The organism is Jejuia sp. G7-7 (genome assembly GCF_055808955.1).
Genome location: NZ_JBVVSZ010000001.1, coordinates 20,955 through 40,358, shown reverse-complemented (window position 1 = coordinate 40,358; position 19,404 = coordinate 20,955). Strand labels below are relative to the sequence as shown.

At 34.0% G+C, this 19,404-nt stretch carries 28 protein-coding genes; 13 read left to right on the top strand and 15 right to left on the bottom strand.

Annotated features, from left to right (window positions below; genetic code table 11):
* Positions 1-7: 7 nt before the first annotated feature.
* From AC0L5U_RS00230 to AC0L5U_RS00210, 5 genes are all read right to left on the bottom strand, one after another.
* Positions 8-1,312: a restriction system-associated AAA family ATPase gene (locus AC0L5U_RS00230; protein WP_473413986.1), complete on the bottom strand. Its 1,305-nt coding sequence runs from the start codon at positions 1,310-1,312 to the stop codon at positions 8-10.
* Positions 1,309-1,578: a hypothetical protein gene (locus AC0L5U_RS00225; protein WP_473413983.1), complete on the bottom strand. Its 270-nt coding sequence runs from the start codon at positions 1,576-1,578 to the stop codon at positions 1,309-1,311. Before AC0L5U_RS00225 ends, AC0L5U_RS00230 begins: the two co-directional genes overlap by 4 nt.
* Positions 1,568-3,070, bottom strand: coding sequence for a restriction endonuclease subunit S (locus AC0L5U_RS00220; protein ID WP_473416119.1), 1,503 nt, complete (start codon positions 3,068-3,070; stop codon positions 1,568-1,570). The genes AC0L5U_RS00225 and AC0L5U_RS00220 overlap by 11 nt, the downstream gene beginning before the upstream one ends.
* Positions 3,071-3,108: 38 nt before the next feature.
* Positions 3,109-3,351: a helix-turn-helix domain-containing protein gene (locus AC0L5U_RS00215; RefSeq protein ID WP_473413982.1), complete on the bottom strand. Its 243-nt coding sequence runs from the start codon at positions 3,349-3,351 to the stop codon at positions 3,109-3,111.
* A gap of 254 nt (positions 3,352-3,605) precedes the next feature.
* Positions 3,606-3,962, bottom strand: a complete 357-nt coding sequence (locus tag AC0L5U_RS00210; protein ID WP_473413980.1) for a helix-turn-helix domain-containing protein — start codon at positions 3,960-3,962, stop codon at positions 3,606-3,608.
* Between the two features lie 211 nt (positions 3,963-4,173).
* Between AC0L5U_RS00210 and AC0L5U_RS00205 the strand changes: the two genes are divergently transcribed.
* The 3 genes from AC0L5U_RS00205 to AC0L5U_RS00195 all read left to right on the top strand — a co-directional run bounded on the left by AC0L5U_RS00205 (position 4,174) and on the right by AC0L5U_RS00195 (position 6,404).
* Positions 4,174-4,446: a helix-turn-helix transcriptional regulator gene (locus tag AC0L5U_RS00205; protein WP_473413979.1), complete on the top strand. Its 273-nt coding sequence runs from the start codon at positions 4,174-4,176 to the stop codon at positions 4,444-4,446.
* A 97-nt stretch (positions 4,447-4,543) separates the two neighbouring features.
* A complete protein-coding gene (locus AC0L5U_RS00200) occupies positions 4,544-4,744 on the top strand; it encodes a hypothetical protein (RefSeq protein WP_473413978.1) in 201 nt (66 codons plus the stop codon).
* A 10-nt stretch (positions 4,745-4,754) separates the two neighbouring features.
* On the top strand, positions 4,755-6,404 hold the full coding sequence (locus AC0L5U_RS00195; protein WP_473413977.1) for a recombinase family protein: 1,650 nt from the start codon (positions 4,755-4,757) through the stop codon (positions 6,402-6,404).
* Positions 6,405-6,514: 110 nt separating this feature from the next.
* On the opposite strand, the gene AC0L5U_RS00190 is transcribed toward AC0L5U_RS00195, so the two are convergent.
* The 5 genes from AC0L5U_RS00190 to mobF form a co-directional block, all read right to left on the bottom strand.
* Positions 6,515-6,931, bottom strand: coding sequence for a hypothetical protein (locus AC0L5U_RS00190; RefSeq protein WP_473413976.1), 417 nt, complete (start codon positions 6,929-6,931; stop codon positions 6,515-6,517).
* Positions 6,915-7,190, bottom strand: coding sequence for a hypothetical protein (locus AC0L5U_RS00185; protein ID WP_473413975.1), 276 nt, complete (start codon positions 7,188-7,190; stop codon positions 6,915-6,917). The genes AC0L5U_RS00190 and AC0L5U_RS00185 overlap by 17 nt, the downstream gene beginning before the upstream one ends.
* A 210-nt stretch (positions 7,191-7,400) precedes the next feature.
* The gene (locus AC0L5U_RS00180; protein ID WP_473413974.1) at positions 7,401-7,754 is read right to left on the bottom strand and encodes a hypothetical protein; all 354 of its coding nucleotides are present in this window, start codon (positions 7,752-7,754) and stop codon (positions 7,401-7,403) included.
* On the bottom strand, positions 7,751-8,470 hold the full coding sequence (locus AC0L5U_RS00175; RefSeq protein ID WP_473413973.1) for an AAA family ATPase: 720 nt from the start codon (positions 8,468-8,470) through the stop codon (positions 7,751-7,753). The genes AC0L5U_RS00180 and AC0L5U_RS00175 overlap by 4 nt, the downstream gene beginning before the upstream one ends.
* The gene (gene mobF / locus AC0L5U_RS00170; protein ID WP_473413972.1) at positions 8,467-9,618 is read right to left on the bottom strand and encodes a MobF family relaxase; all 1,152 of its coding nucleotides are present in this window, start codon (positions 9,616-9,618) and stop codon (positions 8,467-8,469) included. Before mobF ends, AC0L5U_RS00175 begins: the two co-directional genes overlap by 4 nt.
* Positions 9,619-9,940: 322 nt before the next feature.
* Here mobF and AC0L5U_RS00165 point away from each other — a divergent pair, with 322 nt between their 5' ends.
* From AC0L5U_RS00165 to AC0L5U_RS00135, 7 genes are all read left to right on the top strand, one after another.
* A complete protein-coding gene (locus tag AC0L5U_RS00165) occupies positions 9,941-10,327 on the top strand; it encodes a hypothetical protein (protein WP_473413971.1) in 387 nt (128 codons plus the stop codon).
* 48 nt (positions 10,328-10,375) lie between these two features.
* The gene (locus AC0L5U_RS00160) at positions 10,376-10,735 is read left to right on the top strand and encodes a DUF3768 domain-containing protein (RefSeq protein WP_473413968.1); all 360 of its coding nucleotides are present in this window, start codon (positions 10,376-10,378) and stop codon (positions 10,733-10,735) included.
* Between the two features lie 551 nt (positions 10,736-11,286).
* Entirely contained in the window at positions 11,287-11,526 is a 240-nt protein-coding gene (locus AC0L5U_RS00155) for a hypothetical protein (protein WP_473413967.1), read from the top strand.
* Complete coding sequence (locus tag AC0L5U_RS00150; protein ID WP_473413964.1) at positions 11,502-11,993, top strand: hypothetical protein; 492 nt, start codon at positions 11,502-11,504, stop codon at positions 11,991-11,993. The genes AC0L5U_RS00155 and AC0L5U_RS00150 overlap by 25 nt, the downstream gene beginning before the upstream one ends.
* Before the next feature lie 61 nt (positions 11,994-12,054).
* Complete coding sequence (locus AC0L5U_RS00145; RefSeq protein WP_473413961.1) at positions 12,055-12,747, top strand: hypothetical protein; 693 nt, start codon at positions 12,055-12,057, stop codon at positions 12,745-12,747.
* Positions 12,731-13,477 (top strand): TraM recognition domain-containing protein, encoded by a 747-nt coding sequence (locus AC0L5U_RS00140; protein WP_473413959.1) that lies wholly within the window; start codon positions 12,731-12,733, stop codon positions 13,475-13,477. The genes AC0L5U_RS00145 and AC0L5U_RS00140 overlap by 17 nt, the downstream gene beginning before the upstream one ends.
* Positions 13,478-13,484: 7 nt before the next feature.
* On the top strand, positions 13,485-14,855 hold the full coding sequence (locus AC0L5U_RS00135; protein WP_473413956.1) for a hypothetical protein: 1,371 nt from the start codon (positions 13,485-13,487) through the stop codon (positions 14,853-14,855).
* A gap of 13 nt (positions 14,856-14,868) precedes the next feature.
* Here AC0L5U_RS00135 and AC0L5U_RS00130 read toward each other — a convergent pair whose 3' ends face one another.
* Entirely contained in the window at positions 14,869-15,150 is a 282-nt protein-coding gene (locus tag AC0L5U_RS00130; RefSeq protein ID WP_473413955.1) for a hypothetical protein, read from the bottom strand.
* 46 nt (positions 15,151-15,196) lie between these two features.
* On the opposite strand from AC0L5U_RS00130, the gene AC0L5U_RS00125 reads away from it, so the two are divergent.
* Both AC0L5U_RS00125 and AC0L5U_RS00120 read left to right on the top strand, forming a co-directional pair.
* Complete coding sequence (locus AC0L5U_RS00125) at positions 15,197-15,394, top strand: hypothetical protein (RefSeq protein ID WP_473413953.1); 198 nt, start codon at positions 15,197-15,199, stop codon at positions 15,392-15,394.
* 176 nt (positions 15,395-15,570) lie between these two features.
* Positions 15,571-15,729, top strand: coding sequence for a hypothetical protein (locus AC0L5U_RS00120; RefSeq protein ID WP_473413952.1), 159 nt, complete (start codon positions 15,571-15,573; stop codon positions 15,727-15,729).
* 41 nt (positions 15,730-15,770) lie between these two features.
* Here the strand turns inward: AC0L5U_RS00120 and AC0L5U_RS00115 are convergent, their stop codons facing one another.
* From AC0L5U_RS00115 to AC0L5U_RS00100, 4 genes are read right to left on the bottom strand one after another with little or no spacing between them, the layout of a single operon-like run.
* Complete coding sequence (locus AC0L5U_RS00115; protein WP_473413950.1) at positions 15,771-16,319, bottom strand: hypothetical protein; 549 nt, start codon at positions 16,317-16,319, stop codon at positions 15,771-15,773.
* 8 nt (positions 16,320-16,327) lie between these two features.
* Positions 16,328-16,705, bottom strand: coding sequence for a hypothetical protein (locus AC0L5U_RS00110; RefSeq protein ID WP_473413949.1), 378 nt, complete (start codon positions 16,703-16,705; stop codon positions 16,328-16,330).
* A gap of 19 nt (positions 16,706-16,724) precedes the next feature.
* A complete protein-coding gene (locus tag AC0L5U_RS00105; RefSeq protein WP_473413948.1) occupies positions 16,725-16,967 on the bottom strand; it encodes a hypothetical protein in 243 nt (80 codons plus the stop codon).
* A 24-nt stretch (positions 16,968-16,991) separates the two neighbouring features.
* Entirely contained in the window at positions 16,992-17,804 is an 813-nt protein-coding gene (locus AC0L5U_RS00100) for a hypothetical protein (protein ID WP_473413945.1), read from the bottom strand.
* Between the two features lie 741 nt (positions 17,805-18,545).
* Between AC0L5U_RS00100 and AC0L5U_RS00095 the strand changes: the two genes are divergently transcribed.
* Complete coding sequence (locus tag AC0L5U_RS00095) at positions 18,546-19,367, top strand: tetratricopeptide repeat protein (protein ID WP_473413943.1); 822 nt, start codon at positions 18,546-18,548, stop codon at positions 19,365-19,367.
* Positions 19,368-19,404 lie beyond the last annotated feature (37 nt).

Here is a 19,404-nt window from a genome sequence, read left to right as displayed (position 1 = left end):
CATAATATTACTTCTTACTAGATTTTAAAAATTCTATTTTTCTATGTAAAGAAGTTAATTCATATGATTCCCCTAGTTCTTTAATTCTTTTTTGGATATACTCAACATCTTCTGATTCTTCCAATTCTTTAATTAAGGATAATGATTCTTCAGAAATTGGAATTTTAATATCAAATGCCATTCTTAAAACTTCATCAAAAGAAGCTCCGTAAGTTTCTTGAGTTGGTTCAGAGATATTTATCTTGTCTTGTTCTCTCCTAAAAATAAAAACGTTTTCACTTTTTGTATCTGAAACAACAAAAGGAGAGTGAGAAGTAATAAAAAGGTTTTGATTCCTTTCTATCGTTAATTTCTTTAATATTTGAATAAAAGTCCTTCTCCATTTTGGATTAAAATGGGTTTCAGGTTCGTCCAAAAGAAATAAGCAATTATCTTCTTGAAACATAAATACTGTTCCGAAAATATTCAAAAACTGATGCTCACCATCACTAAGACTAAGATAGTCTACAATGTCACCATTGTTTAATTCAAGTTTTAATTCTGAATAGGCTAATACTTTGTCCTCTTCAGGAACCATTGGCATTTTTGTAACTAGCTTTCTGTCTTTCCTATTCTTTTTAATCTTTTTTACAATGTCGTCCTTAATAATTAAATTGTTTAACAGCTCCAATTTATATAAGGCAGTATATAGCTCTAATGAATTATCAAAATGGTGATTAAATAATTTAATTGTGTTTGGGTCATCTAAATCATATTCTAATACCCATCTTTTATGCTTTTTATCATTAGCTTCTTGCAATGCTTTAGGGCAACATTTAATTAATTTTTCTTTCCACTCTTCAAGCTCATCTGTCAATAAAATACCTCCTTCTCCATTTGACTTATAAAAAGGAGCATTCATTTGATTTGTTTGTATAGTGATAACAAAACTAACTAGTCTTTTAATGTTTAATTCATTCTTTAATACTGTAATTGTCGAATTCTCTTCTTCAAAAATTAGGCTACTTATTGCAATACCTAAATTAGTATTGTAATTCATAAAATATAGCATTGGAGAGTAGTCTTCAAAATTCTCTTCTGATTTTAATGCTCTTAACCCTGTATATTTTGCGTATTCATCATAGTACAAATCAAAAGGTAAGCTTAAAGTTTCATTATCTCCTGAAGTATATCCAACTACTTTATTAGGCAAAAATGAATGAAAATCTTCAAGCTCAAAATCTAAAGCCCCCTTACTTTTTGTAAACACATCAATAATAATATCACTCTTTTTTGAATTAATTTTTGGACAATCTATAACAACTAAATTCAACTCCCTCCTAGTAAAAGTTCATATTCTATTTTAAAACCAAATAAAGCTCCTTCACTTTCCTTTGAATTTTGGGTTCTATAGATTCTATCTAAGAACAAAAAAATCTCTGCAATTATTTCAAGTACTTGCGACTTTCCAGAGCCATTAATACCAACCAGACAATTAGCATGAATATAATCCTCCTCCGAGCTTGGAAAAAACATATCTAGTCCTCTCATTAATGGCTTATAATCGATGTCTTGAACTGTTAATCTTCTAATTCTCATGATAATGAATATTTAATTTCCCTGAATCATCGTCAAATATGCTTATTATTTTATTACCTCTTTCTAGTTTTTTGAATTCATTAGAAAACCTACTTTTTGAGATATTTATTGTTTCAAATAATTCAAGATAGGAAAACGTATTGTGTAAAAAATTGGTCTTGATTAATTTAACCAAATCAACTTCTGCTTTTTTAATTTTTGGTGTATTTGCTTTTAGATTTTTTTGCTCTAATTCGTAATTCTCTTTTTCAATTTTAATTAATTTAATCAACTCTCCCAAAGAAGTGTCTGCTTCCATTTTATTGGAAATCTTACCCTGGAAAGCATTATTCAAAACCTTACTTCTTATGAAATTACACTTAAGTAAACAATCATTAAGCGTTTTCTTCAATGTGTTTTTATGAGATTCCGCATATTCAATTTCTTCTACTATTACTGCTTGCCTTTCTAAAGAAACCAATGGGAATGGAATCTCTTTAAACTTTGATAAGGACAACTCTAAAAATGTTGTCCCACTTGCAATTTTATTAGCATACTCATTGATTGATTTAAGATAATAATATAAATAACTACTGTTAATATTTTCCTTAGGAACAATACTTTTGAAACCTTGGTTTGTTGCCAGACTGTTATTAGCAATAGCTACATATCCTATTGGAGCTCTTGATGAAAAAAGAACAGTATTTTTAGGTAAAAGTTTAGCTGATGATTTTTCCAAACCTTTTTTAGATAAAAACCTTTTCCCTTCTGAAATAAGTTTTCCTTTATGTCTGGATAAATCTGAAGGAGTAATCCACTTAATGTTCCCTCCCCAAAATTCTTTTACTTTAGTTTTTGGTGTTCCTCCACTAACTATTTTTCCAATTTCATTTAATGTAGTAGTTGTTTGGGATGGATTATTTTCTTTACTAAAAGCGTTTAAAATGACTTTGTCTAAATATATATTTAAATCGGTCAAAGATTTTTTTACTGTATTCTCTAACAATTTTATTTCTTGAAAAGCAACTTCAATCATTTCAACAATTCTACCCTGTTCTTCGATTGGAGCTAGAGGAAAAGGTATTTGCTTAAATTTAGTTGCAGAAAGTTCAAGAAAAGTAGTTCCACTCGCCATTTTTTCCGCGAGTTCTTTAACAGTAGTTAAATAATAGTAAACATATTTAGCATTTATAGAATCATTTATAATCAGATTTTTAAAACCTTGATTAGTCGCTAACTCATTTTTAGCAATAGCAACATAACCAATTGGTGCTCTTGAAGAAAAAAGAACTGAGTTTTTAGGTAATAATTTTGCGGAAGAATAATGAAGCCCAATCTCACTAATATTTCTTCTACCTTTTGATACAAAAACTTCTTTATGATTTGATAAATCTGAAGGAGTAATCCATGGTATTTCATTACCCCAGAATTCAGGGTCCTTCGTTGATGGAGTTCCCCCACTAACAACTACCCCAATGTCATTCAATGTTACCCATTTCCAATGGGCTGGTATGTTCTTTTTGTATTCAATTCTAATTTTATTAAGTTCGATTATTCATCGAATGATAATAACTCGGAAGTACTTATCTCAAATGCATCTGCAATTCTTTTCATCATAGAAATTTTCATTTCTTGCTTTCCAAGTTCATATTTCCTTAGGTTTTGCGCATCAATGCTAGCTTTAAAAGCAATCTCTTCAATACTTAATTTTTTCTTTATTCTTAAAGCTCTAATGTGCTTACCAAACTCAATACAAAAGACAGGTATTTCCTTTTTTCGTTTACGTTTTGACATATTTCAAAGGTGCAAACAATCAGTTTCACATAACCAATTGTAAGCAATAGGTTATTTACAACCTTTTATATGTATTTGCTAAAATATAAAAAGATAATTTAATGGATAAAAAAATGTAACTAATAAAGGTATTTATAAATACCGTTTCATTAATCGGATACTTATGACTTTGGGTTATTATTTTTATACACTATTTGTGATTTAATTCTTGTTGGAATATTCCCTTCACCAAACTAATGATGAAGGGAATGCTCTTATAATTTAGATTTAATATTCTTATTTGGTACAATCAGGATATTATCATTAGCAACCGTTTTACATTGCAAAGAATTATCGTTTGATGGTTTTTTAAGTATTGGAGTATTCAAATCTTCGTTGGATGAAAATAAAATCTGTCCTTTTAAAGCATCCGCCCAACAATAAAGATGAAATGCCGTCGGGCTTCTGACCCCACACTCCCAATGACTTACCAATCGATCTGCAACACCTAATGTATGGTTTAGGTCATCTTGTGTAATACCAAGCTTATGACGTTGTTTAACCAGTTCTTTAACCACATCATGAAGAAAATCGCGCCTTACTTTATGGGGGTAGTTGAATTTAATATGCATTTTTTAGTCCTTTCTGTTTTTGTTGGCATATATCCATAAGTCGTAAGACGCTGAACCTATACTGACATATACAATATTTCCATATTAAAGTGATTTTCGTGTATTAATAAACACTTATGTACTCAAAGCATAAAAAAATACGTCAGTACAGATTTCATAAAAGTCCAACTATAACCCTTTTCATAGCCAACCAGAAAAGGAAAAATCGACAATGAAAACTATTAAAAATAATGGTGTCATCCTTGTTGACCCAGATCAAGAAAAAGAAGTTGTTATCGGGTTGTTGTTAGAAACAAATGCCTTTGTTTCCATTAAGACAGCCGAAATTCTAACAACGCTGGATAAAACAACCCAATATCGGGAACGTAAAGAAGGGCATTTTCCTAAGCTCCATTCTTTGACCCATCATGGAAGAAGGAAAGCTTATAGAGTGCAGGACTTGAAAAACTGGCTTGAAGACCCTATGGCGTATAACCGCTCATAGTCATAGTATTTCTAAGGAACTACAATTCTTCAAAAATGGAGCACCCCTTTTAAAGATTAAGGGGTGTTCCTCAGCACAAGCTAAAAGGAAGCATATTTTGAAAAAATCTAAGAATAAAATTGCCGCTAATGATAATCAAATACCTGAAGACAATAAGCACTTAAAAGAATTGGCCAAAATTATCAAAGCCAAGTATTCTACTGATACTTTAATATCAGACGCACAGGCTTTACAAGGTGCTATAAATTTGATTGGAGCAATAAAAACTTGTATTGAAATACATCAAAAAAACATGTAGAATCAATACTATGAACGATATTAATATCCTACCTGACCATCTGGACGGCAAAGAGGGAATGGCTACAAAAGCCGTTATTCTTGTTCGAGTTTCAAGCAAAGACCAAGAAGAAGGATACTCGTTAGATGCTCAGCGTTTTCGGCTTGAAAAGTATTGCCAAAACAAAAAATTAGAAATTATAAAATGTTTCGAATTAACAGAAAGCTCAACAACTGGCGACCGTAAAAAATTCAACGAAATGATTAAATTCATTAAACGCCAAGAAGGAACAATAGCACTAGTTGTTGATAAAGTAGACCGACTACAACGCTCTTTTAAAGAAACTCCTTTACTAGATTCACTCGTGCAAAATGGTGTTATTGAACTTCATTTTAATACTGAAAATACTATCATTCATAAAAATTCTGTATCGCAAGAACGGATGCTGTGGAATTTCAGTGTAATCATGGCACAATCCTATGTTGACAGTATGAAAGATAATGTTCGCCGTAGTATTGAACATAAGCTACGTAAAGGGGAATGTATTACTGCCGCACCAATAGGATATAAAAACACCAGAGATGACCAAGGTAAAAGTACAGTAATTATTGACGTTGAACGTGCACCATTAGTCAAAAAAATATTTGAGGCTTATGCCACTCGGATATACTCATTCAATGCCTTATGTGAGTATTCAAAGGAATTAGGGTTAAAAAATGCTCGTGGCTTAAAATCATATTTAATTCCTCAACAAATCTATCAATTGATAAATCAACCTTTCTATTATGGGGAAATGAGAATTAAAGAACACCTTTACACCCATATTTACGCCCCCATCATAAGCAAGGAATTATATGATACTTGCCAAGAAGTTATGAGGCAAAGAGGCAGTAAGAATGTTTCTTCCAATACTTATAGAACAAAACCTTTTACATTTCGTGGGTTATTAAAATGTGCAAGTTCAGGGCGTATTGTTTCCATTGATACCAAAAAGAGAGCATATAAAAACGGAAAAACTCAAAAATGGACTTACCTGATTGCTAGAGACCCTAAAAATATAGATAAAAAAATATGGGTAAGAGAAGAAAAGGTACTTGCACAATTAGAAGAAATTTTAAGCAAATTAAAAATACCTTTGGATGGAATGGAAAGCATTAAACAATGCCTTAGAGATAATGCGAATGTTGAACGGGAGTTTCATAAAAGAAGAGAAAAAGAACTATTTAATGAATACAACCTTTACAAAGCAAGACTAAGCAAACTTACAGATTTAGTTTTAGACAATGTAATCTCAAGAGAAGAATACCAAGCAAAACGAATAAGTTTATGTGCTAAGCGAGATGATGTGCACGCTCAAATGAAAAACTTATCAAAATCTGACGATAGCTTTAATAAAGCACTGTTATATATTGTTGATTACACATCTAATGTCTTAGATACATTTAAAAAAGGAAATATTGACGACAAACGAAAATTACTTAATTCTCTGTTTTCGAACCTAGAGTTAAAAGGGCCAACTCTTTGTTATTCCTTGAATTTTCCTTTCGAAAGAGTACTAGAACACTCAAAAGATGGAAAATGGTCGGACTTAGTAGATAGTTTTCGAACCAACCCTGAGTTAAGATTAGCAATTATTAAGTGTTCTGAAAAAATATCTTTTCCACTAGTTTCACAGGTATAAGAACACCTCGTATATCAAGGTTATGTTCTTTGGTAATAGAATATCCCAGTTTAAGATAAAACTGGTAACGGCCATTATTGCTATTAGGCAAAAAGTTGAAACACGCGTTGCTAATTCTCAATAGAGTTATCTTCTTCCTTTTTCCAAGCAATTTTAATATCTGTGACATAGGTTTTATCTTCTTTGACCATATCGACGTAACGCTCGTCATGGGCTTTGACGGATTTAACGGAAAAGGTTGTTAACCCAGCATATAACTCATCAAGACAATACCCTTTAACAGTAACAAGATGGGTAGCAAAGAATATTTTAATTACCCTATCATTGCCGTCTTTACCAAGCCAAGACGTTAAATAATGAGCATAGGTAAAGTTTTGCCGTGTACCGTCTTTAAGGATAAAATCAATAGTTCTGGTGTCTCCCGTTTCAAAAGCTATTATCCCATTTGGGGCTTTTTCTGTTGCCTCTTCTTTATTCTGTCCGTTTTTGGCAATTTCTAAACTCTTAAATTTATAATTCTGGCTCATAATCTATATCAATGGTTTTTGGTGGTTGGATTTCCTTATTTGCTGTTTTTTCAATTTCAATCGCCTTGTTAAAATTGACTTTCTTTAACTCCGTTGCTCCTTGTCTGTCACCGCTTTTATTTATATGCTCTAAAAGTTCATCTGCATCATCGGTATAAATCGTTACATCTTCACGACCTCGGGAGGTCGAAACATAAAACTGTTTTTGATTGGAGGCTAAAAAAGTTGATGCGGGTTGTGAGATAATAACCTTATCCACTCGCTCTTTCCCTGTGAACTGTATGAGGTAATCGCATAAGCATAATCAAAATTACTATGGTCTTTTCCCAAAATAAATTCGGTATTGCGTGTTGTTGATTTCTTGACGGTTCTAATATCACCATTCTTAGTGAATCCCTTGACTGTCAAAATCGAGCTATTGTTTAATCGTTTACCTTGAGTATCATACCCATTTTTGTTGATGCGGATTTCATCGCCTTTGCTTAAAGCAAGTTCTCTTGAACTGAAAAACATCATAATCCTTTGCCCTATGGATAGGCAGGATATGATGTTTGCCTTGACTATCCTTAATTTTAACCATGCTCTTTTCAACATTCTCAATGGTCAAAATCGAACCTTTTTTGATGCTTGGTAGGTTTTGATGGGTTTGAATAATTTGACCTTTACGATAGGAGCGAATATCTTGTTTTTGCGCCACACTAAAATAGTGATTGTCAAAAACTGTAAACTGCTTTTCGCGTTTACCAAGTCGTTTCGCTTCCCTTAATCCCTCTCGCACGTTTTTATTGATTTCTTTGGCTTGTTCATTCGTTGGTGTAATCACAAGTGCGGATTTCTTGATTTTCGAGAGGTCAAATAATCACTTACCAATTGCTCTTTGAGCCGCGTTGGTTCACATGTTTGAATTGAACCGCGCTCTTTGAGTATGGTAAATCCGGTTTTGATATTACCATTACTGATTTCTTTTACCGCCGCTTTATAAGTTGCTTCTTTTTGTCGGTAGATAGTCTCCATTGAAACCCGTGAAATTTTGCCCACTTCTTGCAATAACCGCATAGCATCACCGCGCATAACAGCGGTATGCTGTCTCGGGTCTCCTGAAAGGATAACCCGAGTTTGGGACTGTTTGACAAGTGAGAGAATGCTTGCCATATCTTGTGACCCCAACATACCAGCTTCATCAATCCAAATAACCTGTCCTCTGGTTTGTTTTTGTAATTCCTTATCCATTAAAAGACGGGCAACTGTATCAGCTTTATCAAATCCTTCCTTCTTAAGAACATCACGGGAGGCTTCGGCCGTTGGTGCAAACAGGAACACTTTTTTGCCTGTTTTTTCTATTTGTGGCACAACCTCTTTTAGTAGAGTTGTTTTGCCAGTACCTGCCGCACCGCGTATCATCACCATCATATCTTGCGAGGTCATCACATGGTTCATAACAAGGCGTTGTTCGTCATTCAAATACTCAAATTGGCAAACATCAAACCCCGTCTTTAACGGACGGCGTTTACCAATTCCATCACGAGCAAGCTCTATCATCCGCCTTTCTTCTGCATGAACCAATTTCGTTGTGCAAAGCCGTTGACTTCCCACTTGGATTTTAAAACCGTATCGTTGTTTTCTAAAGACCCATCAATCTCATCAAGGCTAATCTCCTTGTTATCGATGGCATGTCTATAACCTTCAGCTAGAATCTGCCTGTCCCGTTTGACCGAATTTCGTGTAAATACATGCTCAATAGCATGGTCGATTGATTGTGTTGCAGAATGGCTTTTATCCGTAGTCTTAGTTTCTTCTGGCGTTTTTTCATTAATACCAGCTTCATGCAATTGGTCACGCCATTTGTTTTGTAATTCGGACATAGTCAAATTCTTCTGCTTTTTTGCCCGTGTCTTTGCCCCCAATTGGTCAAGTTCTTTGAGATTGGTGATACCTTTTTCCTTGGCGACCTGTCCAATCAAATTTGTTCGTTTGGAAAAGTGGTCAATTGCTTTTTGTGGGATAACAGACAATTCAAATCCGTTCTTGGTTTTACGAATGCCATATCCCATATCGGAAAACTTATCTGCCAATCGTTTATGAAACCGAGCTTGGTAATAGGGCATATCCCGTTTGATATTGTGAAATTGCCCTGCTTTAAACTGTCCAGTTTCTTTTTCAAAAACCGTATTAAATGTAAACGCATGGCAATGAAGATGCGGGTCTGGCGGATGACTGCCAACGGGTCGTGCTGTCTGATGGACAAAATTTGTCCAAATTAACTCTGGAGCAGAACGGTCATCGTTTTGTCCCTGTGCTCGTACCCTAACTTGCATATCCTCTTGTATTTCGAGCATCGTTTCATGGACACTTTGCTCAAAGGCTGGCAATACACGTTTATCATCCCCAAGCGCATGAAGAATGGACACAGATTTAGGACAATGAAAACTAATATCATAACCCACACGACGGTTTTCAACTGTTCTAGGGGTTAGTGACCCACCATCTTTTGGGTTGATATTATCGCAGAGTTTTTCAAATGTAGCCCTGTCAACGGTTTGCCCTTCCAATCCCAACCGCTTTGCAATCTTGCCATTGAATTGTCCGTTGACCTCTTGGTCTTCCAAATAATAATCGGCTTTAGCCAGCGCGTCTTTAAAATAATCCTTTGCTTGCGCCGATGTCGAACTTTGAAACATACGTATCATAGGCTTTCCCTTTTAAGCGGTAAGCATATGTCCATATATGTTTTTCCAAATTCATTCTACTGACGGATTTTGATTGCCTTTATTGGTTTTCAAAATACGAAAATATACTGATAGGTTTTCTCCGATTTCGAGATTTTATATCTGCCAGTACACCTCAAATCCCCTTTGCCGTATTGATACATCAGATGACTAAAAGCGATAACACTAACGTGGATATTTGCCCGCCACTCGGCCCGCATAATCGTGTGGTTCTGGGCAAATATCCTCTGCCTTGTTGTTAATACGCCTCATCATCTGATTAACAAACAAAGGAGACTTAAAGATGACTGATAACAAAAAACCAACTCAGAAAAAAGGCGACCGTCCAACACATGGGCTTTTCGTCAAGAGTGACCAATTTGGCAGCGAAATCCCTTTCCGATTATCTGGAATATGGAATCATCCTAAAACGGGACATATGAGCTTAAGCCCAGAAAAGCTTCAAATTCGTATGAACCCAAATGCCAAAGACGGCGAACCACCAGCAACGCTTCTCTTGAAAACAAAAATCTACGGTAAAGATGCCACAATCCCATTTGGTGAAATTACCCAAGAGGAAGACAAGAATTGCTTCGAGGTCAATCTTGGCGATTTGGTCATTTTCGAGAACAAACCCCGTCAAGTGGAACAGCCCAAGAAAGTTGCAACCAACGGACAACCTCGACCATAACCTAATAAGGGGGCTAACGCCCCCTTATTCTATTAAAGGAGAATAATAATGACTGATAAATCAAAAATCATAGCTCAACAAAATGATGAATTTCGCAGAAATATTGGAAATGTATATAATACTTCAAAAGTTCAAGGTAAATACTCCATGACTCAAGGGGTTTTATCTTTATCTAATACTGAAAGGTTAGAAACTGTTTTGAAAATCAAAGGGTTTAACAATTTCAATGAAGATAATGACCCACATGGAGAGCATGACTATGGACGTTTTCAATTAGAGAGTAACAAACAAGATGTTATATGGAAGATTGATTACTACGATACCAATTTTGAATATGGAAGCGAAGACCCGAGCGACCTTGATAAAACAAGGCGAGTCATGACGATTATGTTACCCTGTGAATATTAAATCTTTCGGGGGTCATTCAATATTGGATGACCCCATTCTTTGACCAATAGACATTGCATAGATTTGTTCGGTAGATATTAGGGGCTTTTTGGTTCGTGTTTTGTGCTTTGGTCTGTGTGCTTTTACCCGATGGTATTTTTTAGCCCATAAGGAAAATAAAAAGAAATCCAATCCTAAGCAAAATACAATTCACCCCTAAGAAAATTACCTATAAAGCTTAATGGGCTAAACCTCGCCCTTTTAATTTAATTAATCAATGCTTTGTATCTTAATTGAACACAGCTTTTAATATTTCAATTTATTAAACACTCAACACAATTCTAAACCTTAATTTTACATCTCATGTCTCCCAATGATACCCTAGATTAAGGAAAAATTCTGCACCCCTGCATTGCTTTTATATCTAATCCAACAATGCTAATTTATATCAGACATCTCCCCTAAGCAGTGCTTTAGGCTTTTTCACAAAAAGAACCTAAGCGGTTTCACTTCCATTTCGTTACTATTTTGAATGCTTGACTTTAAGGTAGTATTATGGAATAATATTACCCATGAAAGTATTAGACTATATATTAAAATCAGTCGGTTATAATCCCAACCCAAATATGTGGGATAAAATCCTTAAAGAGGAAGTAAAATACCGAAAAGATTATTTTGACGTGTATAATACACGTTTCTCCCAGATTCTTTTTGACCTTCCATTTGATGAAGAAAAACTAGATGATGGCACAACTTGGGAAGAGCATAGACGACGCGAAAAAAGCGGATGCGCGAGCATGAAGAATGGCTAAAGAAAAGGTCGCAAGAGCATGAAGCCGAAAAGAAAATACTGGCTCTATTTGCTGAGCAAAAAATCTTCGATTTCCCATTTAAGAAGGATAAGGATGGGAAAGTAAATCTACAGAATGAAGAGACAGAATCAACCGCTAAAATTTTATTTCGGTTGGAAGCTTTTTCTGAACTAAGTTATAGAGGTCTTGTTGAGCATGATATGGACAAGTTTAAGCTTATGAAATATGAAGACATCATAGAGAGGCTTGAATTTGCTGAGACAATGGACAACAACCCAAATGATTTAACCGATGCAAAAATGAAGTTTGGACAGGATTTCGAATTTTTCGAAGTTGAACCGAAAACAGAAGAAGAACTCCTAAAGGAAATCGAAGAATTACGTAATGAAATGAAAGCCAGTACAAAATTCTGGGAAAACGAAAGAAAGAAATTACTCAATAACCCTAACCCTAAATTCTACTGCTAATGGACAGTTTGAACCCTCAATAATTTTTTATATATTGGTAATCAATAAACTAACCTCTTAAATGTCTGCCATTTTAGACTTCCCTCTTATTAATTGGAAATTGGGTCACCCTTTTACGGTGCGTGATGCCTGTGAGGGTGTTCTTATCATGGGTGGACTTGGAAGTGGAAAAACGTCTGGCTCTGGCGCTCTATTAGCTAAAAAATATTTAAAGCAAGGCTTTGGCGGACTCGTCTTAACAGCTAAAGAAGAAGAACTCAACCTTTGGAAAAAATATTGTAAAGAATGTGGTAGGGAAAATGACCTAATCGTTTTTGGTCATGGCTCTAACAGATATTTTAATTTTCTTGATTACGAATGTAGTCGCCCTGACAGCGGTACGGGTATCACCCACAATATCGCAGATACATTAAAAATAGTTATTAAAGCAGGAGCAACGGAAGGTAATGAACAGAATGAGGCTTTTTGGGATTCAACTTTACAGCAATTACTTGTTAATGCGGTGGACTTATGCTTGCTCAATGATGATACTATTCGTTTTGAACATATCTATAAGATTGTACAATCTGCACCTAGAAATACTAACCAACTAAAAAACCAAGAATGGTGTAAAAAATCCCCTTGCCTCTCTTTGATGATGCATATAGCCAAGGAGATTAATTCAATGGAAAAAAATGAAGAAACGGACAAACTGGCTAGACGACTTCACATCATTGAAGATTTTTTTGGGCAACTGGTTGAATCTTTCAGATAAAACCAGAAGTATTGTAGAGCAAATGTTTTTTGGTTTTGGCGATAGGTTTATGCGCGACCCTCTTTATACACTCTTTAATACTAAGACCAATATAACACCTGAAGATACAATTAATGGGAAAATTATTGTTGTTAATCTTCCTTATCTCATCTTTGAAAAAACAGGTAAAGACGGGCAAATATTATTTAAGTATGTCTGGCAACGTGCCATGCAAAGAAGGCAAATAAATGACGATAGCAAACCTACTTTTTTATGGGTTGATGAAGCTCATTACTTCTTGCACGACCATGATATTGACCACCAATCAACCGCGCGAAGTTATAGAGCATGTACGGTTTACTTAACACAAAACTTACCCAATTACACCCTTCACGCTGGCGGTGGAGAAAAAGGCATGTATCGTTTCAAAGCTTTAGCAGGAAACTTGGGAACAAAATTTTTTCATGCTAATTCGGATGTCGAAACTAATCAATATGCCTCTAGTTTAATCGGCAAAAAATTAACATGGCTACATAATACAGGAACATCCATGGGGCAGAATATGGGGACAAGTGAAGGAAGCACACAAAGTTTACAAAATATCATTGAGCCATCAGACTTAGCCAAACAAAAAACGGGAGGCCCAATCAATGATTTTGAAATCAATGTCATTGTCCACCGGCAAGGAATCCCTTTTAAACAGACTCAACGAAATCACGCACTATTGACCATTAACCAGCTAAAAACTTAATCAACAATTGAAAACACCAAAGGCACTTACACATCCCTTATCGATTTTATTACACCTTGCTATTTTCTATATATTGACCATCAAAATATATGATTGGTTTTTTCAATTAAACGAGCATCCTAAATATACTGAACTCTACCCCTCAATATTGGCATTAAATGGTCTGTTTATTTTTAATCTGTTTCTTATTGCTCTAATTTTTACTCTAAGATTTAAAACAATACTCAAAGTAATATACTGGGGAATTGGTATTGGGATTGTTGTTGGCGTTGTTCTAGCCGCTTATTACAGCAAACAGGAGATTACTACCCTTGGTGATTTTATCGATGCCTACAAAGTAATGTACACGAGGAAAATGTGGCCAATGATGTCCAAAATCCAATATATCGCCATGCCCATTCTCGTTATTATTCTAGGCATTGTATTCATAGCTTCTGGCAGGTTCAATTCAGTTGGTTACAGAGTATTTGAACTTCTTTCAAAATACAAACTACAGGTAAAAGCGATTTTAGCCTCTTGGACACTTTATTACGTGTATAAAATCATCATAAATGCAAATGATGATAATGGTTTTGAGTTCAACTTTTATGTGATAAGAAACATCATCACTATCCTTGCTGTTCTTGGAATTGCTTTTTTGATTTATCGAAAATTAAAAAAGAAACGCCTTTGGGAAAGATCTGTTACAGAGGTTTTTTATCTCATCCAACGAATTATCAAGGGAGGAATAATTATAAGCTTAATTTATATTGCCTTTTTACATTTTAATTTCTTGTGGAAATATGGTGCTCCAAGCTCATTCGTTGAGAAAAACATTGAGCATGCAAAAAGAATCTATGAGTTACAGGATTCAAACATGAAGCCGTTCAACCTATTTCCAACAGTACTATTCTATTCTTTCATGATTTACTTGATGTATATCGGTTTCCGTGGAAAAAGATATAAAGGTGGTTATCTAAACCCAAAAGATCCCTGGTTACCTAAAAATGCACTCCTTGACAGACCAGATGCCTTTACTGAATTGAACTTGATGGAAGGCGAAGACCTAGAAAATAATCTGGATAGAGCAAAGGTATTGTCTGTTGAAATAATAGAATGGCTTCATGAAGAAAAAAAGCACTATCAGCATTTCCTTGATTTATGGAGGAACTTTGAACCGTTAAGCAATGAAGAATATTATAGGCGTGGTAACAAAAAAGGGGACAGACTAACAGAATATAATAGACAAGATGTAAATCATATTAAGCAGACGTATATTTTATGGATTAGACAAGCTGAGACGGACATTAAGGCATATGAAAAAATGCACAGAACTATTTTAAGCATTGAGAAGAAAAAAGGCGCGTTGTCCAATAAAAATAACTATGAATCTCTATGAGAATAAAAAGTGATTAGGCAGAACCCAGTTGCGCTGCCTCTATCATGATTGAGTTGACGACATTGCTTTGGAATTGAATTTGAAAATCCAAAGATGATTTTGAAATTTCACCAAGTTTAAAACGCTTTAGAGCATTTCTGATGCGTAACTCGGCTAACACCGATAATGGAAAAAGAGGTTCATACCCCAATTGTTCGCAAATGATTTCACGAGCTTGGGTTTTATATTCCAAGTCCTCAGTTGCATATGCATCGAGCTTATCTAAATTGACTTCAACACCATGAAAAAAGGGCATGTTTAACCTCTAAAATTTATATAACTGTATCATAAAACTCTATTTTATGTCAAGAAAATTTGATGAATTAGATCTCAAGGAAATTAGAGAATTATCTAAAATCTGTAAAAAAACACAGGATTTAATAACCGAGAAAAACAAAAGAGTTATTGAGCTTCAACGAACAGAAAAAATAAAATTTAAAAAACTTGACCCTGCGCCTAAAACCAAGTGGAGATGTACGTATAACAAGACAACACACTAAAACAATGTGTACTCCAGAACAGACCAAAGAGGAAATAAGGAAAGCTGAAATATTCTATACCAGCGCAAATCAAGGCCTCTTTAAAAGAAAAGACTAAGGAAACGGAGCAAGAACATTTAATTGAAGTTATTTCCCAAATAAATGATTTAAGCTTTTTAGCTTTGGTAGAAACTGGAATGAACGCATATAGGGTAAAAGAAGATGAAAAACAACCAGAAGTAAAAAGAGAGTCAAAGTTTAATTTTAACGACTATTTAAATTCTTCTTATTTAGATTTGGATGAAAAGGATAAAGGTAAAGACAAATCCCCAGACGTTGCAGATGATTTTGAATAACAAAGCCCATCAAATGATGGGCTTTTTTTATTTATATTGTTTTAATCAAAAATAGGCTGTCCAAATTTATATTCTATCTTGTGATTAGCATTACTATCAGATTCATTAGAAAAAATTATTCCGTTAAAATAGTCAATGCGATAATCGCCTTTTGAAAGAAACCAAACTGTTTCAATCTCATTAGTTTCGAACTCATCAGAAAGCGCAATCAAATCTGTATTTTCATTTAATGTAAAGAACACTTCTGTTCCATCCTCTTTAACCCCTTTTAAACTTGTCTCTTTTGCTCCATTCCTAACCAAAAAACGCAAATGAAGAAGCATTCTATAATCAACATACTGATACATAGGTATGCTCGTAGATTCGTCAAAAGAAAAAACATCATCTTCAGTATAGTAAATATTACCATTTAGAGTTGAAAATATATCAAGCCCATTATCTCCTGTCTTAAATAAACCAGCCGACGATAAAGAAAAACCCTCAACATACCTACTCCCTAACAAATATTTTTCTATTCTAAACCTCTTGTCTTTTGTAACAAATAATGTACCCCCGCCTTTTTTTGTGATGTAGTAATCAGACTTATTCATTACGGCATCTAAAAGGTCATATTGCCATGCCCTTTTATAAGAAACTGAAGCCCCCTTTTTTTGTTTTCATCAATTGTTTTTCTACGAGCAATCTCCATTATAATCTCTAATTCTTCATTAGCATCAACTGCTCCGAACTCTCCAATTAAATTTGATGTGCCATATGACATTATTGATAGATTTGCATTAGGGTAGCCTACATCATTCCATTGATACCCTTTAGAGGTATTATAAATTGGTGTTTGTCGAATTGTAGTCAATTCAATGAGTTTTTCCGATGTTTCATTATTTTCAATATCGCTATCATCGTCGCTTGAACATAAAGCCAAAGGCAAAGACATAAGGGTTGCAAATAGAAATTTGTAACTAAATAAAAGTGTTTTCATTGTTTGTGATTTTTAAATGTTAAATAAATAATACCATTAGCATAAGTCCGCCTACTATTACTAAAATCAAGCCTATTGTAATAAAGAGGTTACCAACCCCTTTAGTAAGCCCGTGCTTCTTTGTTGTTTTCCAGTCTTTGAATTTGACGACACCGCCATTTGTTCGGTTCTCAAATTCATATTTTCTTCTATTATCGAAAATTTTATATCCAACATAGAGAATAACGGCTCCGATGATAGTTGTTAATAATGCTGTTCCCATTTTAATTGTTTCTAGATTTATAAATTAAAAAGTGATTTCGCCAATTTTTTTGTCCCAATTGTCAGGATAGTAATATTCTACTTTTTTTACCCTTACTAATATTTGACTTAAATAGTCATTTCTTTTAGGATTCTCTAAAGCATAGGTGATTTTGGTATTTAAGTATTTGCTTGAAGGAAGATTGGGACGTTTATTATTTTCTTCATAATATTCAAATAACTCTTTAGCTTCTTTTGAGGATAAACTCAATTCTGAAACTGCGGGGGCTTTACCATCTTTAAATCGAAAATCTATGCTTCCATGCCAATCACCTTGAGTACCAGAAAAATTTACTAAAGTGCTACCAAAACTAAGTTTTAACTTTTCAGTATTTATGTCATAGGTATTAACAGATGTATTTCTAAACCCTTTAAAGACTAAATTTTCAGGGTCGATTTTATTAGCTTCTTTCCTAACCTTTTTTACTTTACTCTCCCATTCTTCTCTAACCTCTTTTAATTTAAATGGGTTTTTTTGATTGTCAAAAATACTTCTATCTCCTTCCATTGAATAGATATAATATTCAGCCAAGTTTATATAGGGAAAACCTACTAAACTGGTACAGCAATTTCCTCCCTCTCTAGAACCAACCGTTTGTCTTCTAGGGTTATCAAAGTATGAGCTATAATCTGTTTCTGAACAAAAATTCATTGCCCCCAAGAACATTGTTCTCAGGTTTTCTTTCTGAAGGTCGAGTTTAAATTTTTTAATTTCTTCTCTTGTTTGTGGTTGAGCATCTTTACAGGATACAACGAATAAGAGGGTAAGAATAAGTGGGGTGAAAAATGATTTTTTCATGCTTAAATTTTTAAAATGTTAGATAATTGCAGGTTTGACAAATGGGGGATTTGAAACGAGAAGAATGACCGTTAAGGGTCGCGAATATGGAGAGAATAGGCATTCATACGGCAAAAAAATAGCGTGAGACTTAGTCCATCTTATCCGTAGAGGTACTGGTATACCTTGACCCAAAGACAGAAACTAAGCCCACGCCTTACCGCGGGCAATAGCTTATTTGCCTTTCGCTCGGGTCTAAAATTACCAGTTTTCTACGGTGAGCGAAATTCGTTAGCTAATGCTTATGTTATAATTAATTTGTTATTATTCTATACGTCTATGTTTTATAAAATTTTCATTTAAAGAATCTAAGATAGAGATTACGATAACCTTGCCAAATATTTTTCTGAATTTTTATACAAACGGTCAAAAAATCAGATTAACCATTATATATATTAATAACTCATATCTTATAACAGCAAATAAGCCCATGGAAACCATGAGCTTAGTGCCTTTTCTTTCGCTTGGATTGTAATAAAACCAGTTTTCTACAGAAAGCGAAAGTTTATCAGTATTTTGATTATTGACGTTTGTTTATATAAATATATTTGTTTTTCCTGTTTGTATTTAACTCAAATTAGTTTACGTCAGCATTTATTTAGTTTTCGTATCTGCTATACACTTTTTTATCATCAACTTTAATAATTGTTATAAAAAAACATATACATTAGGGCATTAAATTAATTAATCATCTCCCTCTTAATGAAAAGAAAAAGCATTTTTGCTCTAAGTCTATTTCTAATTGCAGTATGTAATAGCAAGGCGCAACAAAAAATTATAGACTCTTTAGAACAACAATATCAAAACCCTACCAACGGACTTAGTAAAATCGAAATATTAAACGAATTGAGTTGGTATTACTATGCGCAATCTGATACTGAAATTGGTATTCAAAAAGCGAATATGGCTATTTCAGAAGCGGAGAAAAACAATGATTCCCTGCAATTGGGTTTGGGGTATGAACGTAAAGGATTGAACTTTCAGAAAAAAGGGAAAGATTCTATTGCATTGGGGTTGTATGATTTTGCAAGTAATATCTATACTAAAATAAAGCATCTCAAAAGGTTAGCCTCTTTGAATTACAATATTGGTTTTTTTCACATGAAAAGAGCTAATTATGATAAATCCATTGAAAAAAGTATGATTGCTTTAGAAGTATTCACAAGCAATAAAGATACGCTTAAAATTGCGAGAACGTTGAACCAAATTGGAGTAAGTCAACTTTATCTTGGAAATTACACTTTAGCACAAAATAAGTTTCACGAAGGGTTGCACCTTTTGGAACACATTGACAAAGGTGAAACTGTGTTTTATGCAGAAATATTAAGTAATGAAGGTCTATTACAGGAAAAACTGTCTCACTATCAAACAGCTTTGGAACTCCAGAAAAAAGCATTGATCATTCATGAAGAAAATGAAAATATTTCTGGTATTTCAATTATTCAGAATAATATAGGAAAACTATTAAGCATTGTAGGCGATAAAAAAATGCTCTCAGTTATTTTAAAAAATCATATGAATTGAAAAAAAGATAGGTAATCAATATAGAATAGCTAACGTA

Excerpts from the sequence above, each read along its gene's own strand:
- AC0L5U_RS00105 (WP_473413948.1), bottom strand. The coding sequence starts at position 16,967 with ATGGGAACAGCATTATTAACAACTATCATCGGAGCCGTTATTCTCTAT.
- AC0L5U_RS00190 (WP_473413976.1), bottom strand. The coding sequence starts at position 6,931 with ATGAGCCAGAATTATAAATTTAAGAGTTTAGAAATTGCCAAAAACGGA.
- mobF (WP_473413972.1), bottom strand. The coding sequence starts at position 9,618 with ATGATACGTATGTTTCAAAGTTCGACATCGGCGCAAGCAAAGGATTAT.
- AC0L5U_RS00210 (WP_473413980.1), bottom strand. The coding sequence starts at position 3,962 with ATGCATATTAAATTCAACTACCCCCATAAAGTAAGGCGCGATTTTCTT.
- AC0L5U_RS00215 (WP_473413982.1), bottom strand. The coding sequence starts at position 3,351 with ATGTCAAAACGTAAACGAAAAAAGGAAATACCTGTCTTTTGTATTGAG.
- AC0L5U_RS00120 (WP_473413952.1), top strand. The coding sequence starts at position 15,571 with ATGAACGCATATAGGGTAAAAGAAGATGAAAAACAACCAGAAGTAAAA.
- AC0L5U_RS00145 (WP_473413961.1), top strand. The coding sequence starts at position 12,055 with ATGTCTGCCATTTTAGACTTCCCTCTTATTAATTGGAAATTGGGTCAC.
- AC0L5U_RS00125 (WP_473413953.1), top strand. The coding sequence starts at position 15,197 with ATGTCAAGAAAATTTGATGAATTAGATCTCAAGGAAATTAGAGAATTA.
- AC0L5U_RS00205 (WP_473413979.1), top strand. The coding sequence starts at position 4,174 with ATGAAAACTATTAAAAATAATGGTGTCATCCTTGTTGACCCAGATCAA.
- AC0L5U_RS00225 (WP_473413983.1), bottom strand. The coding sequence starts at position 1,578 with ATGAGAATTAGAAGATTAACAGTTCAAGACATCGATTATAAGCCATTA.
- AC0L5U_RS00195 (WP_473413977.1), top strand. The coding sequence starts at position 4,755 with ATGAACGATATTAATATCCTACCTGACCATCTGGACGGCAAAGAGGGA.
- AC0L5U_RS00175 (WP_473413973.1), bottom strand. The coding sequence starts at position 8,470 with ATGATAGAGCTTGCTCGTGATGGAATTGGTAAACGCCGTCCGTTAAAG.
- AC0L5U_RS00095 (WP_473413943.1), top strand. The coding sequence starts at position 18,546 with ATGAAAAGAAAAAGCATTTTTGCTCTAAGTCTATTTCTAATTGCAGTA.
- AC0L5U_RS00150 (WP_473413964.1), top strand. The coding sequence starts at position 11,502 with ATGCGCGAGCATGAAGAATGGCTAAAGAAAAGGTCGCAAGAGCATGAA.
- AC0L5U_RS00155 (WP_473413967.1), top strand. The coding sequence starts at position 11,287 with ATGAAAGTATTAGACTATATATTAAAATCAGTCGGTTATAATCCCAAC.
- AC0L5U_RS00160 (WP_473413968.1), top strand. The coding sequence starts at position 10,376 with ATGACTGATAAATCAAAAATCATAGCTCAACAAAATGATGAATTTCGC.
- AC0L5U_RS00110 (WP_473413949.1), bottom strand. The coding sequence starts at position 16,705 with ATGAAAACACTTTTATTTAGTTACAAATTTCTATTTGCAACCCTTATG.
- AC0L5U_RS00115 (WP_473413950.1), bottom strand. The coding sequence starts at position 16,319 with ATGAATAAGTCTGATTACTACATCACAAAAAAAGGCGGGGGTACATTA.
- AC0L5U_RS00130 (WP_473413955.1), bottom strand. The coding sequence starts at position 15,150 with ATGCCCTTTTTTCATGGTGTTGAAGTCAATTTAGATAAGCTCGATGCA.
- AC0L5U_RS00165 (WP_473413971.1), top strand. The coding sequence starts at position 9,941 with ATGACTGATAACAAAAAACCAACTCAGAAAAAAGGCGACCGTCCAACA.
- AC0L5U_RS00100 (WP_473413945.1), bottom strand. The coding sequence starts at position 17,804 with ATGAAAAAATCATTTTTCACCCCACTTATTCTTACCCTCTTATTCGTT.